This is a genomic window from Mycobacterium sp. NTMscope_MAC_12, assembly GCF_976985675.1.
This window is the reverse complement of the sequence record NZ_CDRJYY010000001.1, coordinates 5,685,356-5,702,933: the sequence shown is the minus strand read 5'-3', so window position 1 is coordinate 5,702,933 and position 17,578 is coordinate 5,685,356. Positions and strand designations below refer to the sequence as shown.

Genomic DNA, 17,578 nt, shown 5'->3' with positions numbered 1-17,578 from the left:
CGCCGGCATCCCCGCCACCCCTTAAATTTGGGCGATCGCCCAAAATCGTGGCACAGGCCATGTCTAGCAGCATCTCCGCGGATCCGTCAAGGTGGCTCTCTAGCCGGACGGTCCCGTCAGGGCGTCGACGTGGTAGCGGCTGGCGGTCCAGGGCGGTGCGTCCGGGGTGGGCGTGAGCGTGATCGTCAGTTGCGCTTTGCCCGCGGTGGCCGATTGCGGTACCAGGTAGGTGTCGTCCAGCCAGCGGTGAAAGGTGTTGCTGCGCGGCTGTAGCCACGTGCCCACGGGCATGCCGTCCACCGCGACGTCCGCCGATTGAAAGCCGGTCGCCTGATCGGACGTGCGCCGCAGCAGGACACCGCGATTGTCCGGATCAACCTGGACATGGAAAGCGATCGCGCCCTGGGTGCCGCGGACCGAGCCTACGACGGGCAGGGTGTCCTCGGTGCCCTCGTATTCGCTGACCAACAACTGATCGGTGGCGTCGGTGTCGGTGTAGCCGTGCAGGACGCGATCGACGGGATCGGCAGGGCGGACGTCGTCGCTGCCGGTCAGGACCGTGGCCGGCTGTGTGTAGAGGAATGCGGTTGAGCTGTAGTCGGGTTCGACCATGTTGCGTTTGCCGTGCTCGATGCCGAAGCGGAGCGCGGAACGATAGCCGATCGCGTCGGCGAGCATGATCCGGTAGACGGCGACGCAGTAGTCGGCGCACCCGCCGGCCGCCGTGCGTTGGTCGGGTTGGCCGTTGAGCGGGTCACTGAAGTGGGTGCCGTCTTTGAAATACCAGCCCCCCTCGTAGAGATCCTCGGTGCCGGTGCCGTACCACTGCGGGGACGCGGCGCCGTCGGTGTAGACCCGCTCGGCGCCTTCGAGAAAGTATGGGGCGCCGTCGCTGAACGCCGTTTTGGTCCGCTGGCCCCGTATGGTCTGGCTGACGCCGACGAACTTGCCGTGGCCTTGCTCGTCGGCGAACACCCAGTCCTGGCCCTGGACGGTCGGGCCGGCGTGGGCGCGGGCGGTGAAGTAGCCGGCGCGACCGCTGGCCAGCGCCGCAGCCCATTGAGCATCCGATGTGGTCGTCACGTCGCTACCGATCCCCGACACCTCCGATACGGTGGTGTTGACGAGCGTGACGCGGGCCGAGTCCGCGAAAGGCATTGGCCACCAACCCCACAAGATCAGCGACCCGTCGGGCTGCGGGCTGGCGGCGAACAGCAGCGATCGCACCGGGTTGGCACCGAGCCCCGCGCCGAAGAATTCCCCGAGGGGCGCGTCGACCATGGTCCGGCCGTCGAACTCGATCTGCAAGCGCAGTCCGGCCAGCAGTTGATCCGCCGGCGCCGGCAGCTGCAGCCGCAGCGCCGAGATGCTGCCCGGGCCGCTGGTTTCGGTGATTGATTGCCCGGAGCCCGCGGGAATGTCGACGACCCGATTGTCGTGTTTTGCGGTGCCCGTCGTCGGCTTGGGGTCGGCGGTTCCCGCGGCGCGAAGGGTGTCCAGCACGTCGCCCGCCGGATCGGCGGGCGAAAACGTGCTTATTCCATCGGCATTCGGAAACCGCCGGTAGTCGACGTGGTAATACTCCAAATGGGATGTGACGCTGACCCGCATCGACCGCCGATAGGGCATCGGCACCTTGACATAGACCCCGCCCGGCGACTGGGCGGCGTTGGCCACCAGCGGCCACGCGAATGGGGCGCCCACTTCGCCGTCGACCAGCGATTGCAACGGCGTGTCTACGACGGTCTGCCCGTCCAACTCGATGCGGATGTGTCCGATGGCACGAACATTGCCGCCGTCGCGGGTCAGCCAGATCGAATCGATTTCTCCGGCGCCGTGATCCTCCGCGATGACGCAGCCGGCCCCGCCCGGCGCCAGACAGCCGCCGGTGCCGTTCCGGTTGCCGGTGGAGATGTCGAAATCGCCGCCGCTGCGATCGAAACTCGACACCTGCAGCGTCTGCGAACCGGCGTCCAGATAGGGCAGCCGATCCAACCGACGATAGGTGTCCCAGCCGACCAGCCTTTCACCGAAGCCGTCGGCCGCGGGCTCGGCCGACGCCGCGGCGGGGGCAAGGACACCGGCGGTCGCCCACAGCATGAGCGCGCAGGCGACAGTCCACGCTCGCGAAGCCACCGGCATAGCACCAGAGCTTACTTTTCTCGATCGGGTTGACCAGATTTGGAACCTTACGCCCGTCCCCACTGACCCGAAACGCCTTCACGGTGTTGCCGATTCGCACAAATGCGGTCGCGATTGGCAATGCCCGGCGCGCCGAATCCCTGTTCCCCCGAATACGTTTGGCATCACCAGGGATTTCCAGAGACGCCGGGCAACGCCGGCCCCCGAACCCGGCGGACGACGCGGCGCCGGCAGAATTCAATCAGTTGACGTAGAACGACGTTATTTCGCTGGTTCCCATGGCATTCCGCATTGTACTCACGTAATATAACGCTCCTCGGGCGTAAGAATTCTCCTACGGAAGGAGTTGTTATGTCTGGTTTGAAATACAAGGTCGTTCTCGGCCTGCTCCTCACCTTCACCGCCATCACGGCCTCCGGCTGCACATTCCCGCTGACTATCGACTGCGGACCCAATCTGACCTGCACTCCGTAGGTTCGCCGGCAGCCAACAGGACCCCGAAGACAGCACCCATGCGCCGTTAATGGCATTGGGTGCCAGTTCCTCGCACGGCCGAAGCCGATACATCCCCTCGTGCATCGGACGACGCCGTGACAGCACCAGCGCGGTCGTGTGCCGTGAACGCGGTTGGGCACCAACGCTTTAGCAGTACGCATTGGGCCCTGATCCGGTCACTTTCCAACATGACCGACACCTCAGCGCCGCGACGGCGTGCGCATCCTTCGGGCCGTGCGCACGCTCTTCGCGAATTTCTTGCTGCCCTTTATGCGCGTTCGCGGTAAGCTAATCGCCTCAGCGAAACGGCGCTGAAGCGGTCGGCCCCGACACCCTGGCAGCTCGGGTGAGGGCATTCGTGCGGTGTGAATCCGCTTCTCCTAAGCCGCTGCGGCACAAGAGGATCACTTCCAGCCGCCGCCTCCCGGTGCTACCGTTGAAACGCTCGCGTGGGCTGGCGGTTCAGCGCTGCGAGAGGGGCCAATCGCGGCCCAGAGGCCCATCACCTAACGAATTTCGGTCTACCTTTTCCCGCCTTTACGATCCGTATCCCGGCTTGGCTGAACGCGTTTGGGCTCTCCGGGCATCTTCGGGTAGTTCGGCGGATACGGCATGTCGCCGAGGCCGCGCTCTTCGTCTGCCTCGGCCATCTCCAGCAACGTTGCGATCGACTGAGCCGCATCATCCATTGCGGCCCAAGGGTCTTCCCGGCCCGCGACCAGATCGGGGACGGTCGCCATGGTGTACTCGTCGGGCTCGGCGCCAGCGAGCTCGTCCCATGTCAGCGGCATCGACACCGTCGCGATCGGCGTGCGCCGCACCGAATACGCCGACGCCATGGTGCGGTCCCGGGCGTTCTGGTTGAAGTCGACGAAGATGCGCTCGCCCCGTTCTTCCTTCCACCACGCCGTGGTGACGGCGTCGGGCGCGCGGCGCTCCACTTCGCGGGCCAGCGCGATGCCCGCGCGGCGCACTTCGATGAAATCCCAGTCGGTGGTGATCCGCAGGAAGACGTGGATGCCCCGGCCCCCGGACGTCTTCGGGTAACCCACCAGGCCGAGCTCGTCGAGCAGCGGCCGCAACACGCCGACCGCGACGGTGCGCGCCTGTTCGAACGCGACGCCGGGCTGCGGATCCAGATCGATGCGCAGCTCGTCGGGGTGGTCGGTGTCCGGGCAACGGACCTGCCAGGGGTGCAAGGTGATCGTGCCCATCTGCGCCGCCCAGACGATCGCCGCGGGATGGGTGACCTTCAGCGCGTCGGCGGTCCGCCCCGACGGGAAGGTCACCCGGCAGGTCTGCAGGTAGTCGGGGTGGCGCTGGGGGATCCGCTTTTGGTAGATCTCCTCACCGTCGATGCCGTCCGGGAATCGCTGCAGGTGGCTGGGGCGATCGCGCAGCGTGTCGAGCATCGGTCCGCCCGCGACGGCGCGGTAGTAGTCAACCAGGTGCCGCTTGGTGCCTTTGGACCCCAGTTTGGGGAAATACACCTTGTCGGGGTTGGTCAGGCGGACCGCGACACCGTCGACGTCGACCTCTTCTGCAGCAGCCATACCAACGATTCCAGCACAATCAGGCTATGGACCTCCCCGTCATGCCGCCGGTGTCGCCGATGCTCGCCAAGTCCGTTCGCTCGATTCCGCCCGACGCGTCGTATGAGCCCAAGTGGGACGGATTCAGGTCGATTTGTTTCCGCGACGGCGATGACGTCGAGCTGGGCAGTCGCAACGAGCGGCCGATGACCCGCTACTTCCCCGAGTTGGTGGCCGCGGTCAAGGCCGAGCTGCCGGGGCGCTGCGTGATCGACGGGGAGATCGTCATCGCCACCGACCACGGCCTGGACTTCGAGGCGCTGCAACAACGCATCCACCCGGCCGACTCGCGGGTGCGGATGCTCGCCGAGGCGACGCCCGCGTCGTTCATCGCGTTCGACCTGCTGGCCCTGGGCGACGACGACTACACCCGACGGCCGTTCAGCGAGCGGCGCGCCGCCCTCGTCGACGCCGTGGGCTCGGGGCCCTCGATCCACGTCACGCCGGCGACGACCGACCTGGGCACCGCGCAGCGATGGTTCGACGAATTCGAGGGCGCCGGCCTCGATGGCGTGATCGCCAAGCCGCTGGACGTCACCTACCAGCCGGACAAGCGGGTCATGTTCAAGGTCAAGCACGAACGGACCGCGGACTGTGTGGTCGCCGGCTACCGGGTGCACAAGTCCGGCGCGGACGCGATCGGGTCGCTGCTGCTGGGCCTCTACCAGGACGACGGCCAGCTCGCGTCGGTCGGCGTGATCGGCGCCTTCCCGATGGCCGAGCGGCGCCGGCTGTTCGGCGAACTACAGCCGCTTGTCACCGACTTCGAGGACCATCCATGGAACTGGGCCGCCCACGAAGCCGGCGAGCGGACGCCCCGAAAGAACGAGTACTCACGGTGGAACGCCGGCAAGGATCTCTCGTTCGTGCCGCTGCGGCCCGAGCGCGTGGTCGAGGTCCGCTACGACCACATGGAGGGCAGGCGGTTTCGTCATACCGCGCAGTTCAATCGGTGGCGTCCGGACCGCGACCCGCGGTCCTGTACCTACGAACAGCTGGAACAGCCGGTGACGTTCAGCCTGGGCGAGATCGTGCCGGGCCTCGGCTCGGGCTAAAAGCGAGGGGCCCCTTCCGTGACGCTGCGGCCATCACGACCCGCGATGTCCGGCGGATCTGAAACGTCTTGCAGCACTGACTATTTCGCCTCCGCCAGGCATACTTTCGGACACAAGAGACAAGCGCCCGAACAGCTGTTCAACGTCAGTTAGCGGGGTCAGGTCCACACTGCGGTGCCGTCAGACCACTGTCAGTCGCACAAGTGAGAGGTCGCGTTAAGTGGTCACCCCATATCGATCCTGATAGTCAGGGCCAGGGTCAAGACGGCGACCACCGCGAGCAGAATTGTGTCTGTCCTGCGAAGGCGTGGCACGTCGGCTGTGCGCTGGCGCAATTCGCGGGCGATCAGGAAAAGCGGGAACATCACGCTGACGGCGATGAAGAACGATCCGACAATGTACAGCCAGACGAATCGCAGATTGTATTTCCTGGCTTCGGTCACCATGAGAGTGACGGCACTTAGGGCCAGCATCAGGGCGTCGGCTGTGATATTGCGCGAGGCCGCAGTCGTTTTGGTGTCGCGCCAGAAATTGACGAAGAAGTCGGTCGGGCTGTGAACGTACGTGACTGTTTGGCTCCACGTCGCGATGAGCGCGGCGACTGTGATAGCGCCGTAGACGATGCAAAGAACTTTGCGGGACGTAGGGACCGATGATGCTTGGTCCGCTCGGTCGGCTGTTGTCATGCCTCAAGGTAGAACGAACCAAACGAGCGATGGCACAAAATGACACATTCACTCGTAGCCCGGCGCCTGCGTTGCCGATGGTGTTTGCGGCGGTAGGCAATCGACTCGGCAAAGAACTCTTCGCTCGAGCACGGCCCTCAGGCTTGGCGGACATTGCCGATATGCCGATGGTGGCCTTGTCCAAGGGCGTGGTTAATGCTCCATGCCAATTCGGTGATCTGAACTACCCCAGGTTTAGTTCCTACTCGGTTGCGAGGGCCGGGGTCGGCTGGCTCGCAGGGTGTGAGGTGCCGGTGAGGGCGGCCTCGTACTCGGCGGGTGGAACGTAGCCGAGGGCTTCGTGCAGGCGTTCCTGGTTGTACCAGGCCACCCATTCGGCGGTCGAGAGTTCGACATCATCGATGCACCGCCAGGGCTTGCCGCGGTTGATGAGCTCGGTCTTGTAGGCGGCGTTGACCGCTTCAGCGAGGGCGTTGTCATAACTATCGCCACGCGACCCGACCGAGGGCGCGATCCCCAGTTCAGCCAGCCGGTCGGTATAGGCCAGCGATAGGTACTGGGATCCGCGGTCGGAATGATGAACCAACTCGGATAGATCGGTATTCGACTGCCACACAGCGTGATTGAATGCTTGAAGCGGGAGGTCTTCGGTGCGCATCGTGGCCGAGACCGCCCAGCCAACGATCTTCTTGGTGCACGCATCAGTGACGAACGCGGTGTAACAGAACCCCTGCCAGGTCCGCACGAACGTGATGTCGGCGACCCATAGCCGGTTCGGTGCAGCGGCCCGGAATTGGCGGTTGACCAGATCGGCCGGCCGGATCGCGGCCGGGTCGCTGATCGTGGTGAACACCGGCTTGCCCCGCTGGGCGCCGCGCAACCCGGCCTTGCGCATCAACCGGCGGGTTTGTTCACGGCCCAGCTGCCAACCACGCCGTGTCATCGCCGCGTGCATCTTCTTGACCCCATACACCGAGTAGTTCTGCCGGTGCACCGCCTCAAGGTCAGCGATCAGCTGCTCATCGCGGATCTCCCGGTCCGACGGTGGTCGGGTCCGCGCGGCCCGATAACCCCGCGAGGTGAGGAATCCGGGGATAGCTGCCCGCAGCACACGGCAGATGAGCTCGACCCCGAACTGATCGCGATGAGCATCGATGTAGGCGATCATTTCGTCGCGGGGCGGTCGAACTCCGCGGCAAAAAACGCAGATGCTGACTTCAAAATCTCGTTAGCCCTGCGCAGTTCAGCGTTCTCGCGCTTGAGCTTACGGATCTCGGCATGCTCAGAACTGGTCATGCCCGGCCGTTCACCAGCATCGACTTGGGCCTTGCGTCGCCACCGACGCACCGACTCCTCCGAAATATCGAGTTGGCTGGCGACAGACTTTATGGCCTCGAACTCCGACACTTCCGAGGCTTCCATCACAGTGTCCAACAACCGCAACGCACGCTGCCGAAACTCCGGCGAATACTGACGGGGCATAGCTTCCAATCCTCCTATAAGGATCGGAACTAAACCTGGGGTAGTTCAATCCTGTCCAAACACCCGGCTTGATTCGCGTTGGTGCGCGCGTCGGCGTGGGTCGCGAAACGAATCGGTTGATGCCCCAAGCCGTTTGAGGATTGATCCCGCTAGCTAGTTGTTTGTCGGTGGTGGTTGGGGTTGGAAGGGGTCATACCACCACCAGTCGGCGCGCTCGCCGGTCGGTCCCGGATACGGTGGCACTGCGGGTGGGGGCCCGGTGGGTGGGCGCGCCAGTGATCCCGGGCTCAGGATTCGGCCGGTGTCGTCGGTCACGGTGAGGGCGTCGGCGGGTCCGGTGATGGTGATAACACCCCGATGATGCAACCGGTGATGGTACGGGCAGACCAGCACCAGGTTGGCCAACTCGGTGGGGCCTCCGTCTTCCCAGTGCCAGATGTGATGGGCGTGCAGGCCCCGGGTGGCCCCACAGCCAGGCACCGCGCACGTGCGGTCGCGGTATTCCAGCGCGCGGCGAAGCCGCCGGTTGATCACCCGCGTCGCCCGCCCGGCACCGATAACCCGCCCCTCACGTTCAAACCAGACTTCACAGGTGGCATCACAGGTCAGGTAGCGGCGTTCGGCGTCGGACAGCAGCGGACCCAAATGCAGGGCCGCCGCGCGCCGCCCGACGTCGAGGTGGGCCACCACGGTGGTGTGCTGCCCATGGGGGCGGCGGGCCGTCTCGGCGTCCCAGCCCGCCTCCACCAGCCGCATTAACGCCTCGACGGTGCTCGGCAACGGCGGCCGCTGATCCGAACCGCCCCCGCCCTCACCGTGGTCGTGTTTCCACTCGGCGATCAGCGCCTCACGATGCGAGGCCAACGCGGCGTCGAACTTCGCGGCATCCAAGTGGCCAAGGGTGATCCGATAACAGGCGCCCCACTCCGTGCTAGTTGAGGTGATCGAACGCTCGCGCTCGGGGGCGGGCCGTGGTTCGGACTCGGACTCGGACTCGGTCTCGGACTCGGACTCGGACCGAGGTTCGGGTTCGGGTCGCGGTTCCAGCTTGACCGCGGTGCGTAGCTGACCGACCGTGGCGACCGCGGCCAGCTGCGCGTAATGCTCATCAGATCCCTGCCCGGCGCGTGCGGCGATCACCCCGACCTGATCGGCCGACAACCGACCCTCCCGCAGACCCTGAACACAGCGCGGAAACTCCCGCAGCCGGCCCGCGATGGCGCTGAGCGTGTGCGCGTTTGCCGACGAGCAGCCCAGCTTCCAGGCCACCAACGCCGGCACCGACCGCGCCCCGGTCACCCCACACAATTGGTCACGATCGATCTCGGCCACGATCTCCACAATGCGCCCATCAATCGCATTGCGCTGACCGCTCAACTCCGCCAACTCCTCGAACAACACCTCAAGGCGGTCACTCGCAGTGACCACCACGGCGTCAGCGGATGCGATCGACAACATGACGACATCATCGCAACCAGGTACGACAAATCCCGACCGCCCAAAACGACGCCGCCGACACAAAGCTCAGGCCAAAAGCCAACCTGTGGAGGAACTTCCAACTGTGGATAACTCGAAAACGGGCGTTTAGCGCCCCACCGAACCGGGCACGCGGCCGGTATGTCAGTCACAGCCTTTCAAGATCTGCCATTGGCCGATCGCGGCCGGGAATGGGACGGCGCCGCCGCCGAGAAGCGGGTCCGCAAGTGGGCCGGCGCCGAGGACGGCCCGAACCAGAAGTACCGCGATGCCCACGTCTGGTACGACGGCGACAAAAAGGACAACTTCACCGGGTACAAGCTGCTGATCGCCGATGTGATCGGCGGCTCGCTCAAGGCGGTGCCGCGCGGGGTGATGGCGGCCGGCGCGATCATGGACGGCGCGCGCGGCGGGATCGACGTGCCCGACTCCGACGTCGATCGGATCAAGAGCCACCTGGCCAAGTACTACAAGAAGATGGACGAAAGCCCGCCATGGGACCGCTGATCAGACGAAGCACCGCTGATCAGATCGCGAGCACGAGCTCCGACAGTCCGCGCAGCGTGACGTTGGTCTTGTACTGCGGCTCGCCGTCCAACCGCGCGTTCGGGAAACGAGCGGTCACCGCCGCCAGGGCCACGCCGGCCTCCAGCCGGGCCAGCGGCGCACCCAGGCAGTAATGCGCCCCGCGGCCAAATCCCAAGTGCCGCAAGTTTTTCCGATCCGGGTCGAACACGTCGGGGCGGTCGTATTCGGCGGGATCACGGTTGGCCCCGGCGAGCAGCAGCATCATGACATCACCCGCGGGCACCTCGATGCCCCCAATCACCATGTCGGCGAGCGCAATTCGACCAGCCAGCTGTACGGGCGGGTCGTAGCGCAGGGTCTCTTCCACGATCGCCGGCGCTCGGTCGGCGTCGGCGCCCAGGGCCGCCCACTGACCGGCATTGCGCAACATGGCCAACACGGCGTTCCCGATGAGGTTCACCGTGGTCTCGTGTCCGGCGATGAGCAGCAGATTGCAGGTGGAGACGATCTCTTCCTCGGTCAGTTGATCCCCCGACTCCTCCACGGCGATCAACCCCGACAGCAGGTCGTCGCCGGGTCGTGAACGGCGCTGATCAATCAGCCCGTGGAAGTATTCACGCAGCCACGTACCGGCCTCTTGTCGCTCATTGGCGACTTCCGGCGGCACACCGGTGATCGTCGAAAACGGATCCAGCGCCTGGGCCAGCAACGCCGACGCGCGGCTGAACTGCGGCTCGTCCTCGAGGGGCACGCCGAGCAGCCGGCAGATCACCGCGACCGGCAGCGGATAGGCGAAATCCTCGACGACTTCAAACTGTCCCTTCTCGGCGACCCGGTCGAGCAATCCGTCGACCAGCGAGCGGATGTCGGGTTGCAGCGCGCTGACCACCCTCGGCGCGAACGCCTTGCTGACCAGCTTCCGCAACCGGGTGTGGTCGGGCGGGTCGAGGAACAAGAACCCCGGCGGTCCTTGCCTGGGCGGCGCCGCGCCGGCCTCGGCCTGCTGCTTCGCGACCGTCGAGTTCGCGTTCTCGCTGCTCGACGACGGGTGCCGCAACACCTCGTCGCAGTCGCGGTAGCTCAGGAAGACGGCCAGGTTGGCGTCGGGCAACTGCAACGGTCCGCGGTCGCGAAACTGCGCGCACAGCCGATACGGGTCGGCCCGGTTGGCGGGGTCCAACAACTGCAGCAATAGCCCTTGGGATTCGGTGGCTTCGGTAGGCGCGGTCGTCACCCTGAACATTGTGCCCGCAGCCGGATCCGCCGCGCCGCGGCCCATTCAGCGGCGCAGGAACGCCACGATGTGGCCGGCCAGTTCTTCGCCGGCGTCCTCCTGCAGAAAGTGCCCGGCGCCGCGGATCACCGGATGGTCGATCCCCTGCGCGCCGCGCATCTCGCGCTGGAAGATCGCGGCCATCGGCCCGGTGATGGGGTCGCTGTCACTGAAGGCGACCAACATGGGTGTCGGGCTCACCGACAGCTTCGCCCACGCCTCCTTGTTGGCAGCCGCGGCGGGGTCGTCGGGTGACGTGGGCACCAGCCCGGGCATGGCCCGCGGGCCGATGCAGTACTCGTCGGCGGGAAACGGCGCGTCGTAGCCCGCGCGCTCGGCATCGCTCATCTGCCGGCGACAGCCGCCCTGCACGAACGCGCCGATGTCCAGCGTCGGCGCCGACGTGATGGCCTCCCGGAAGCGCCACCAGATGTCGGCCATCGGCTGGTCCCCGTTCGGGAGCCCGGTGTTGGCGACGACGATACGGGCGAACCGCTCGGAATGCTCTGCGGCGAGCCGCAATCCGATCAGCCCGCCCCAGTCCTGGCCGACCAGGGTGACGTTGCGGAGGTCGAGGGCATCGAACGCCAGCGCGCGCATCCATTCGACGTGGCGCGCATAGCTGTGGTCGCCGAGCCGGGTCGGCTTGTCCGAACGGCCGAACCCGACCAGGTCCGGGCAGATGACCCGGTGACCGTCGGCCACCAGTATCGGAATCATCTTGCGGTACAGGTACGACCACGACGGCTCGCCGTGCAGCATGAGAATCGGATCGGCATCTGCTGGACCGTCTTCGATCCAGGCCACGCGCAGCGCACCGCCGTCATCGTCGGGCAGCTCGTAATACCTAGGCGGATAAGGGAAATCAGAAATCCCGTCGAACCGCTCGTCGGGTGTGCGCAGCGTCTGCATGTCAGGTCCGTTCGGGCAGTCCGGCCACACCCGGATCCGCCATCAAGCGGTCGAGAAAACCGTGCTGGCCCTTCAACAACTTGATGCGCGCCGCCCCCACCGCGAACCAGCCCACCCGATCGACCTCGGGAAACTCCCGCAGCGTGCCCGATCCTTTTGGCCACTCCAGTTCGAACGTGTTGCTGCGCGCGTCGGTGATGTCGAGGTCGCTCTGCACGGCGAAGGCGGTCACCACCTTGCCGCCGGATTGTTTCAGCTGACCGAGGTCGATACGTGGCCCGGCCGGCACCGAGAGCCCCAGCTCCTCGGCGAACTCGCGTTGCGCGGCCGCCCAGGGATCCTCCCCGTCGGTGTACTCGCCCTTCGGGATCGACCACGCCCCGTCGTCCTTGCGGGCCCAGAACGGCCCACCCGGGTGCGCCAGCAAGACCTCGACGATGCCGTCGCAGGTCCGGTACAACATCACACCCGCGCTGAGCTTTGCCATCGACTTCTATTCTCCCACAGCGCGTTCCAGATCCTTGAGGGAGGATTCCAGATGCGCGAGCAGGCGCTGCAGGTGCGGCACGCTGCGCCGGCACCCCACCAAACCGAAGTCCAGATTGCCGGCGTTGCTGGCCAGGGTGATGTTCAGCGCCTGGCCGTCCAGCGCGATGGACAGCGGGTAGTTGCCGTCGAGCCGGGCTCCCCCGTAGTAGATCGGCTGCGTGGGTCCCGGCACGTTCGAAATGATGATGTTGAACGGCGGTGACGTCGACGCGACCCAGCCCGGGACCGCCGCCAACGCCAGCGCCGACGTGTTGACGGCGGACAGCGCCAGCGCCTGGAACCGCGGCAACTGCGAGAAGACTTGCTTGTTGCTGCGCATCGAATCGCTGATGGTCAGCAGGCGCTGCGCGGGATCGTCGGTGTCGGTCGCGAGGTTGCACAGGATGGCTCCGACCAGGTTGCCGCCGGCGTCGGCCTCTTCCTCGGTCCGCAGGCTCACCGGGACCATCGCGATCAGCGGCGTGTCCGGCAGCGCGTTCTGCTCGAGCAGGTAGTAGCGCAGGGCGCCCGAGCACATCGCCAAGACGACGTCGTTCACCGTGACGCCCGCGGCCCTCTTCACCGTCTTGATGCGGTCCAGCGACCAGGACTGCGCGGCGCAACGGCGAGCGCCGCCGATCTTGACGTTCAACATGGTCTTCGGCGCCCCGAACGGCAAGGTCAGTTGCTGCTCGAGCAGCGCCGCGCGCGCCAATCCCACCGTCGAGGGGGCAAGGGCCGCAAGGGATCCCGCCGCGCGCGCCAACGAACTCAGCGGAGACGACGGGCTGGACTTGCGCTTGGGTTTGCGCAGACTCCACGGGGCGCGGATCTCCGGGTCGTCGGGGTCGGTGGACAGCGCGCGCTGCATCAGCTTCTGTGCCGACACACCGTCGATCAGGGCATGGTGAACCTTGGTGTAGATGGCGAAGCGGCCGTCTTTGAGGCCCTCGACGATGTGCGTCTCCCACAGGGGGCGATGACGATCCAGCAGGCTGCTGTGCCACCTTGAGGTCAACTCGAGCAATTCGCGGACCCGCTTGGGTGACGGCAGCGCCGAACGCCGGACGTGGTAGTCGACATCGATGTCGTCGTCGTACGACCAGCCGAGGTTTGCGATGCCGCCGACGAACTTCGCGGGATGCTTGCGAAACGTGGGCTGGTACTCCCGCTGAGCCGTCAATTGCTTGTGCAGCTCACGGGCGAAGCCGCGGCGGGCACCCGGCGGGGGCTCGAACAACTGCAGGCCCCCGACATGCATGGGATGTTCGCGAGACTCTCCCAGGAGAAAGATCGCGTCGGTCGGCATCATCAGTTCCATCTACCCATTAAAGCGGGACTGCGGTCGGCGTGCGGATGTCTGCGCAGATCGGCGACGAGCTGATTCGCCGACCGTCAGTCGGCCACGACCGTCCACGCCGCGGTGGGACACAGGGCGATCGCGCGGACCGCGTTGTCCCACAAGGGTTCCAGGTCAGGGCGCACCGGGCTACAGCAGATCCGTGATCGTCTTCAGGCCCGCCTCGTAGAGCACGCCGGGTAGCATGCCGCCGTCGCATTCGATGGTGGTGCCGTTGACGAAGTCGGCCTGCCCGCCGGCGAGGAAGACGCAGACCCGGCCGACCTCCGCGGGCTCCCCGGCGCGGCGCAGCGGAACGGCCGCGAAATACTTCTCCCCGGTCGGATCGTCCTTCGGCAGCACGAACGACCGGAAGTTTTCGGTCATCGTCGGACCCAGCGCCACGCAGTTGACCCGGACCTTCGGCCCCCACTCCTCGGCCAGTGAGCGGGTGAGGTGGTTGAGGCCGCTTTTGGCCGCGCCGTAGGAGACCAGCGTGGGCGAACCCGCCGGATGTCCCGCGCCGCTGGAGATGTTGATGATGCAGCCGACGCCCTCCTGGGTCTGCATCTGCCGATAGGCGCGGATGGCGAACCACAGCGGGCTGATGAGGTTCATCTGCACCGCGAACGCGTGGAACAACGCGGTGCGCGCGTACTCGTCGTCGCTGGCGGGAGCGCCCTGAATGCGTTGCACCAGTTCCGGAATACGCTCGGCGTGCGGCGCCGGGACGGTGCCGCCCGCATTGTTCACCAGGATGTCGACCCGGCCGTGCGTGGCCACGACGTCTGCGACGAACGAGTCGATCGAACGGTAGTCCCCCTGATCGCAGACCATCTGAAAAGCGCGGGGCGCCCAGTCTTTTTCGATGCCGGGGAGTCCATCGAGCGGCGACCGCGAGCAGCCGATGACCGTCGCGCCCGCCCGCAGCAGTTCGTGGGCGATGCCGACGCCCACGCCGCGGCTGGTGCCGGTCACGATCGCGATCTTCCCGTCGAGGACGCTCATCCACAGACCCTTCCCGAACCGCCGATCATTGACAGTCACTGTCAGCAAGTCATAGCCTGCCATTTTGTTCGCCGATGTGTAAAGGCCACGCTCCGCCGTCCGGGAGGTCAATGATGAGTAGCCCGTCCAAGCTTCGTGTCATCCAGTGGGCCACCGGCGGTGTGGGTAAGGCGGCGATCCAGTGCGTCCTCAATCACCCGCAACTGGAGCTTGTCGGGTGCTGGGTGCACAGCGCGGACAAGAACGGCGTCGACGTCGGGCGGATCATCGGCACCCAGGATCTCGGTGTCACCGCGACCACCAGCCTCGACGAGGTGCTGGCACTGGACGCCGACTGCGTCATGTACAGCCCGCTGATACCCAACGACGACGAGGTCATCGCGATCCTGCGGTCCGGCAAGAACGTCGTCACACCGGTCGGCTGGGTCTACCCCGATCCGGGCAACCCACGTCACAAGGCCGTCGCCGACGCCGCGGTGGAAAGCGGTGTGACGCTGCATGGTTCGGGGATCCACCCCGGGGGCATCACGGAGCGATTCCCGCTCATGGTGTCCTCGCTGTCCTCGGCGATCACGCACGTGCGCGCCGAGGAGTTCTCCGACATCCGCACCTACAATGCACCCGACGTGGTGCGCCACATCATGGGATTCGGCGGCACTCCCGAGGAGGCCACCCAAGGGCCGATGGCCGGCCTGCTCGACGCGGGCTTCAAACAGTCGGTGCGGATGATCGCCGATCACATGGGATTTCGCATCGACCCCAACATCAGAACCATCCAGGATGTCGCCGTGGCGACTGCGGACATCGACTACGACCCGTTCCCGATCACCGTCGGCACCGTGGCGGCACGCCGCTTTCGCTGGCAAGCGCTGGTCGATGGCGAACCGGTCATCACCGCGGCGGTCAACTGGCTGATGGGTGAGGAAAACCTCGATCCCGCCTGGGATTTCGGTGAGCGCGGCGAACGCTTCGAGGTCGAGATCACCGGCGATCCCGACGTGAACCTCACCTTCAAGGGGTTGCAGCCGGAGACGATCGCCGAAGGGCTGATCAAGAATCCGGGAGTCGTGGTCACCGCCAACCACTGCATCAACGCGGTTCCCGACGTCTGCGCCGCCGAGCCGGGCATCAAGACCTACCTCGATCTGCCGTTGTTCGCCGGCCGCCCGGCCCCGAATCTCGCGCCGGACACCGCGTGATCCTCGACGACGTGTCGTTCTGTCACCTCGTCGTGGGCGTCACCGACATGGACCGCGCGCTCGCGTTCTACCGAGATGTCCTCGGCATGGACGTGGTGTTCGAATCGCTGATCTCCGGTGAGCCTTTCGATGCGGCATTGCACGCGACCCGCAAGCACGAGGGCCGGGTGGTCGGTGGGCTACTGGGCGGGTTGATGATCGAGCTGCTGTCGATCGGGGCCAGGGCGACCGAGCAGAAACAGCGACGCGGCTTCACGGGGATCCACAACGTCTCGCTGTCGGTGACCGACCTCGACGACACCCACCGCCGCATTGTCTCCGCCGGCTACACGCCCGACCAGGACCCCTTCGAGATCGGCGGTGTCCGAATGTTTTTCGTCAAGGATCCGGACGGGACGCCGGTGGAGTTCATCGAACTGCCCAACGGGGCGCGTAGCACCTACGAAATGCACCGGGGCGTAGCGCTGCAGATGGGACCCGTCCGATGAGCTACACCCACCCCGATTCGATGCGCGGACACGTCGCGATCGTCACCGGCGCCGCCCAGGGCGTCGGCAAGGGCGTGGCGGCCGCGTTGCTCGAACGCGGCGCTGCGGTGCTGGTGGTCGACATCCAAGGGGAGGCGCTCGAGGCGACCGCCGCCGAACTCGCAGCGATCGGACGGGTGGAACGGCTCGTCGCCGATCTGCGCGACCCCGACAGCGCGCAGCGGATCGCGGCCGCCGCGGTCGACGCCTTCGGTGCCGTGCATGGCCTGGTGAACAACGCGATCGCCACCAACGAGCCCAAGGCGTTCGTCGACATCACCACCGACGACCTCGCGCTCGGCTACGACGTCGGGCCCCGGGCGACCTTCCTGCTCATGCAGGCCGTGCACCCGCTCATGGTCAGGGAGGGCGGCGGGTCGATCGTCAACCTCGGCTCCGGGACGGGTACCGGCGGTGAGCCCAAGTGGGGCGGGTACGCGGCCGCCAAGGAAGGCATCCGCGGCCTGTCCAAGGTCGCGGCGCTGGAATGGGGTCGCGACAACATCCGCGTCAACGTCATCTGCCCGTTCGCCGAATCGGACGGCGTCAAGTACTGGAAGTCGTTCGCGCCCAAGGAATACGAGAAGGCGGTGGGGCGCGTTCCGATGAAGCGCATCGGCGACGTCCGCACCGACGTGGGCGCGCTGGTGGCGTTCCTGCTCGGCAGCGACGCGACGTTCATCACCGGGCAGACCATCCACGTCGACGGCGGGATCGGCTGCTTCCGGTGACGTCCCCGGCCAGACCAGAGTCGCTCCGCGATCGGCAGCGCGCCCAGATCCGCGCCGACATCCGGCGCGCGGCGTTCCGGCTGTTCGTCGAGCGCGGGTATGACGCGGTGACCACCGAGGAAATCGCCACCGCCGCAGGCGTTTCCCCGCGCACCTTCTTCCGCCACGTGCCGGCGAAGGAGGAGCTTCTCCTTGCGCCCGTGCGCTACGGCGGCGCCGCGATCGTCAATCTCCTCGAAGGTCGCCCCGCCGCCGAACCACCCGATATCGCGCTGATCAACGCCATCATCACCAGGACCCGCTCGTTCGAGCAGGCCGACACCGAAGAATGGCGCGAGGCCCTGCTGGTGGTCCCCGACCTGCTCGACAAGGTCACGGTGCACCGGCCCGCCGACAAGGAGCGGGCGACCAAGCTCATCGCCGAGCGGATGGGCGTCAACGCCGACGCCGACCTGCGTCCCGGCTTGCTGGTCCAACTCGCGTTCGCGGCAGCGGATTTCGCCTTCCAGCAGTGGGTGCGACAGTCCGGAAAGCCGTGGCCGCTCGATCGCTATGTCACCGAGGCCCTCGACGCGGTCAAAAGTCCGCACTGGAAACGTCGGTGA

17 protein-coding genes and 1 other annotated feature are annotated in these 17,578 nt (G+C 66.3%); of the genes, 7 read left to right on the top strand and 10 right to left on the bottom strand.

What is annotated here, in order from left to right:
* Window positions 1-99 precede the first annotated feature (99 nt).
* Complete coding sequence (locus AC0KS4_RS26540; RefSeq protein WP_238957256.1) at window positions 100-2,100, bottom strand: glycoside hydrolase family 172 protein; 2,001 nt, start codon at window positions 2,098-2,100, stop codon at window positions 100-102.
* A 393-nt stretch (window positions 2,101-2,493) separates the two neighbouring features.
* Between AC0KS4_RS26540 and AC0KS4_RS26535 the strand changes: the two genes are divergently transcribed.
* Window positions 2,494-2,616 (top strand): hypothetical protein, encoded by a 123-nt coding sequence (locus AC0KS4_RS26535; protein WP_255641285.1) that lies wholly within the window; start codon window positions 2,494-2,496, stop codon window positions 2,614-2,616.
* A gap of 542 nt (window positions 2,617-3,158) precedes the next feature.
* On the opposite strand, the gene ligD is transcribed toward AC0KS4_RS26535, so the two are convergent.
* Window positions 3,159-4,190, bottom strand: coding sequence for a non-homologous end-joining DNA ligase (ligD, locus tag AC0KS4_RS26530; protein WP_225326099.1), 1,032 nt, complete (start codon window positions 4,188-4,190; stop codon window positions 3,159-3,161).
* Between the two features lie 26 nt (window positions 4,191-4,216).
* Between ligD and AC0KS4_RS26525 the strand changes: the two genes are divergently transcribed.
* A complete protein-coding gene (locus AC0KS4_RS26525) occupies window positions 4,217-5,284 on the top strand; it encodes an ATP-dependent DNA ligase (protein ID WP_225326098.1) in 1,068 nt (355 codons plus the stop codon).
* A gap of 224 nt (window positions 5,285-5,508) precedes the next feature.
* On the opposite strand, the gene AC0KS4_RS26520 is transcribed toward AC0KS4_RS26525, so the two are convergent.
* The 3 genes from AC0KS4_RS26520 to AC0KS4_RS26510 all read right to left on the bottom strand — a co-directional run bounded on the left by AC0KS4_RS26520 (window position 5,509) and on the right by AC0KS4_RS26510 (window position 8,910).
* Window positions 5,509-5,970, bottom strand: a complete 462-nt coding sequence (locus tag AC0KS4_RS26520; protein WP_225326097.1) for a DUF2834 domain-containing protein — start codon at window positions 5,968-5,970, stop codon at window positions 5,509-5,511.
* 241 nt (window positions 5,971-6,211) lie between these two features.
* A protein-coding gene (locus tag AC0KS4_RS26515) for an IS3 family transposase (RefSeq protein WP_425326343.1) occupies window positions 6,212-7,452 on the bottom strand; the annotation gives its coding sequence in 2 pieces (ribosomal slippage) (window positions 6,212-7,164 and window positions 7,164-7,452; 1,242 coding nt in all).
* Window positions 7,060-7,177: a sequence feature (AL1L pseudoknot), on the bottom strand. It overlaps the preceding gene by 118 nt.
* Window positions 7,453-7,605: 153 nt before the next feature.
* A complete protein-coding gene (locus AC0KS4_RS26510; protein ID WP_225326096.1) occupies window positions 7,606-8,910 on the bottom strand; it encodes an HNH endonuclease signature motif containing protein in 1,305 nt (434 codons plus the stop codon).
* A gap of 159 nt (window positions 8,911-9,069) precedes the next feature.
* Between AC0KS4_RS26510 and AC0KS4_RS26505 the strand changes: the two genes are divergently transcribed.
* Window positions 9,070-9,435, top strand: coding sequence for a hypothetical protein (locus AC0KS4_RS26505; protein WP_225326095.1), 366 nt, complete (start codon window positions 9,070-9,072; stop codon window positions 9,433-9,435).
* A 19-nt stretch (window positions 9,436-9,454) separates the two neighbouring features.
* On the opposite strand, the gene AC0KS4_RS26500 is transcribed toward AC0KS4_RS26505, so the two are convergent.
* The 5 genes from AC0KS4_RS26500 to AC0KS4_RS26480 form a co-directional block, all read right to left on the bottom strand.
* Window positions 9,455-10,690, bottom strand: coding sequence for a cytochrome P450 (locus AC0KS4_RS26500; RefSeq protein ID WP_238955596.1), 1,236 nt, complete (start codon window positions 10,688-10,690; stop codon window positions 9,455-9,457).
* Window positions 10,691-10,735: 45 nt separating this feature from the next.
* Entirely contained in the window at window positions 10,736-11,641 is a 906-nt protein-coding gene (locus tag AC0KS4_RS26495; protein ID WP_225326093.1) for a haloalkane dehalogenase, read from the bottom strand.
* A gap of 1 nt (window position 11,642) precedes the next feature.
* Window positions 11,643-12,128, bottom strand: a complete 486-nt coding sequence (locus tag AC0KS4_RS26490) for an NUDIX hydrolase (RefSeq protein WP_225326092.1) — start codon at window positions 12,126-12,128, stop codon at window positions 11,643-11,645.
* 6 nt (window positions 12,129-12,134) lie between these two features.
* The gene (locus AC0KS4_RS26485) at window positions 12,135-13,490 is read right to left on the bottom strand and encodes a WS/DGAT/MGAT family O-acyltransferase (protein ID WP_225326091.1); all 1,356 of its coding nucleotides are present in this window, start codon (window positions 13,488-13,490) and stop codon (window positions 12,135-12,137) included.
* 168 nt (window positions 13,491-13,658) lie between these two features.
* A complete protein-coding gene (locus tag AC0KS4_RS26480; protein WP_225326090.1) occupies window positions 13,659-14,516 on the bottom strand; it encodes an SDR family NAD(P)-dependent oxidoreductase in 858 nt (285 codons plus the stop codon).
* Between the two features lie 113 nt (window positions 14,517-14,629).
* Here AC0KS4_RS26480 and AC0KS4_RS26475 point away from each other — a divergent pair, with 113 nt between their 5' ends.
* Genes AC0KS4_RS26475 through AC0KS4_RS26460 form a run of 4 tightly spaced genes read left to right on the top strand, consistent with a single transcriptional unit; the run spans window position 14,630 to window position 17,578 of the window.
* Window positions 14,630-15,715 (top strand): NAD(P)H-dependent amine dehydrogenase family protein, encoded by a 1,086-nt coding sequence (locus AC0KS4_RS26475; RefSeq protein ID WP_225326089.1) that lies wholly within the window; start codon window positions 14,630-14,632, stop codon window positions 15,713-15,715.
* Window positions 15,712-16,203, top strand: coding sequence for a VOC family protein (locus AC0KS4_RS26470; RefSeq protein WP_308011522.1), 492 nt, complete (start codon window positions 15,712-15,714; stop codon window positions 16,201-16,203). Before AC0KS4_RS26475 ends, AC0KS4_RS26470 begins: the two co-directional genes overlap by 4 nt.
* On the top strand, window positions 16,200-16,973 hold the full coding sequence (locus tag AC0KS4_RS26465) for an SDR family NAD(P)-dependent oxidoreductase (protein WP_225326088.1): 774 nt from the start codon (window positions 16,200-16,202) through the stop codon (window positions 16,971-16,973). The genes AC0KS4_RS26470 and AC0KS4_RS26465 overlap by 4 nt, the downstream gene beginning before the upstream one ends.
* Window positions 16,970-17,578 (top strand): TetR/AcrR family transcriptional regulator, encoded by a 609-nt coding sequence (locus AC0KS4_RS26460; RefSeq protein WP_225326087.1) that lies wholly within the window; start codon window positions 16,970-16,972, stop codon window positions 17,576-17,578. Before AC0KS4_RS26465 ends, AC0KS4_RS26460 begins: the two co-directional genes overlap by 4 nt.

Bases quoted from the DNA above. Each gene is read 5' to 3' on its own strand.
- AC0KS4_RS26495 (WP_225326093.1), bottom strand. From the start codon at position 11,641: ATGCAGACGCTGCGCACACCCGACGAGCGGTTCGACGGGATTTCTGAT.
- AC0KS4_RS26520 (WP_225326097.1), bottom strand. From the start codon at position 5,970: ATGACAACAGCCGACCGAGCGGACCAAGCATCATCGGTCCCTACGTCC.
- AC0KS4_RS26525 (WP_225326098.1), top strand. From the start codon at position 4,217: ATGGACCTCCCCGTCATGCCGCCGGTGTCGCCGATGCTCGCCAAGTCC.
- AC0KS4_RS26510 (WP_225326096.1), bottom strand. From the start codon at position 8,910: ATGTTGTCGATCGCATCCGCTGACGCCGTGGTGGTCACTGCGAGTGAC.
- AC0KS4_RS26480 (WP_225326090.1), bottom strand. From the start codon at position 14,516: ATGAGCGTCCTCGACGGGAAGATCGCGATCGTGACCGGCACCAGCCGC.
- AC0KS4_RS26540 (WP_238957256.1), bottom strand. From the start codon at position 2,100: ATGCTGTGGGCGACCGCCGGTGTCCTTGCCCCCGCCGCGGCGTCGGCC.
- AC0KS4_RS26535 (WP_255641285.1), top strand. From the start codon at position 2,494: ATGTCTGGTTTGAAATACAAGGTCGTTCTCGGCCTGCTCCTCACCTTC.
- AC0KS4_RS26485 (WP_225326091.1), bottom strand. From the start codon at position 13,490: ATGGAACTGATGATGCCGACCGACGCGATCTTTCTCCTGGGAGAGTCT.
- AC0KS4_RS26475 (WP_225326089.1), top strand. From the start codon at position 14,630: ATGAGTAGCCCGTCCAAGCTTCGTGTCATCCAGTGGGCCACCGGCGGT.
- ligD (WP_225326099.1), bottom strand. From the start codon at position 4,190: ATGGCTGCTGCAGAAGAGGTCGACGTCGACGGTGTCGCGGTCCGCCTG.
- AC0KS4_RS26505 (WP_225326095.1), top strand. From the start codon at position 9,070: ATGTCAGTCACAGCCTTTCAAGATCTGCCATTGGCCGATCGCGGCCGG.
- AC0KS4_RS26490 (WP_225326092.1), bottom strand. From the start codon at position 12,128: ATGGCAAAGCTCAGCGCGGGTGTGATGTTGTACCGGACCTGCGACGGC.
- AC0KS4_RS26465 (WP_225326088.1), top strand. From the start codon at position 16,200: ATGAGCTACACCCACCCCGATTCGATGCGCGGACACGTCGCGATCGTC.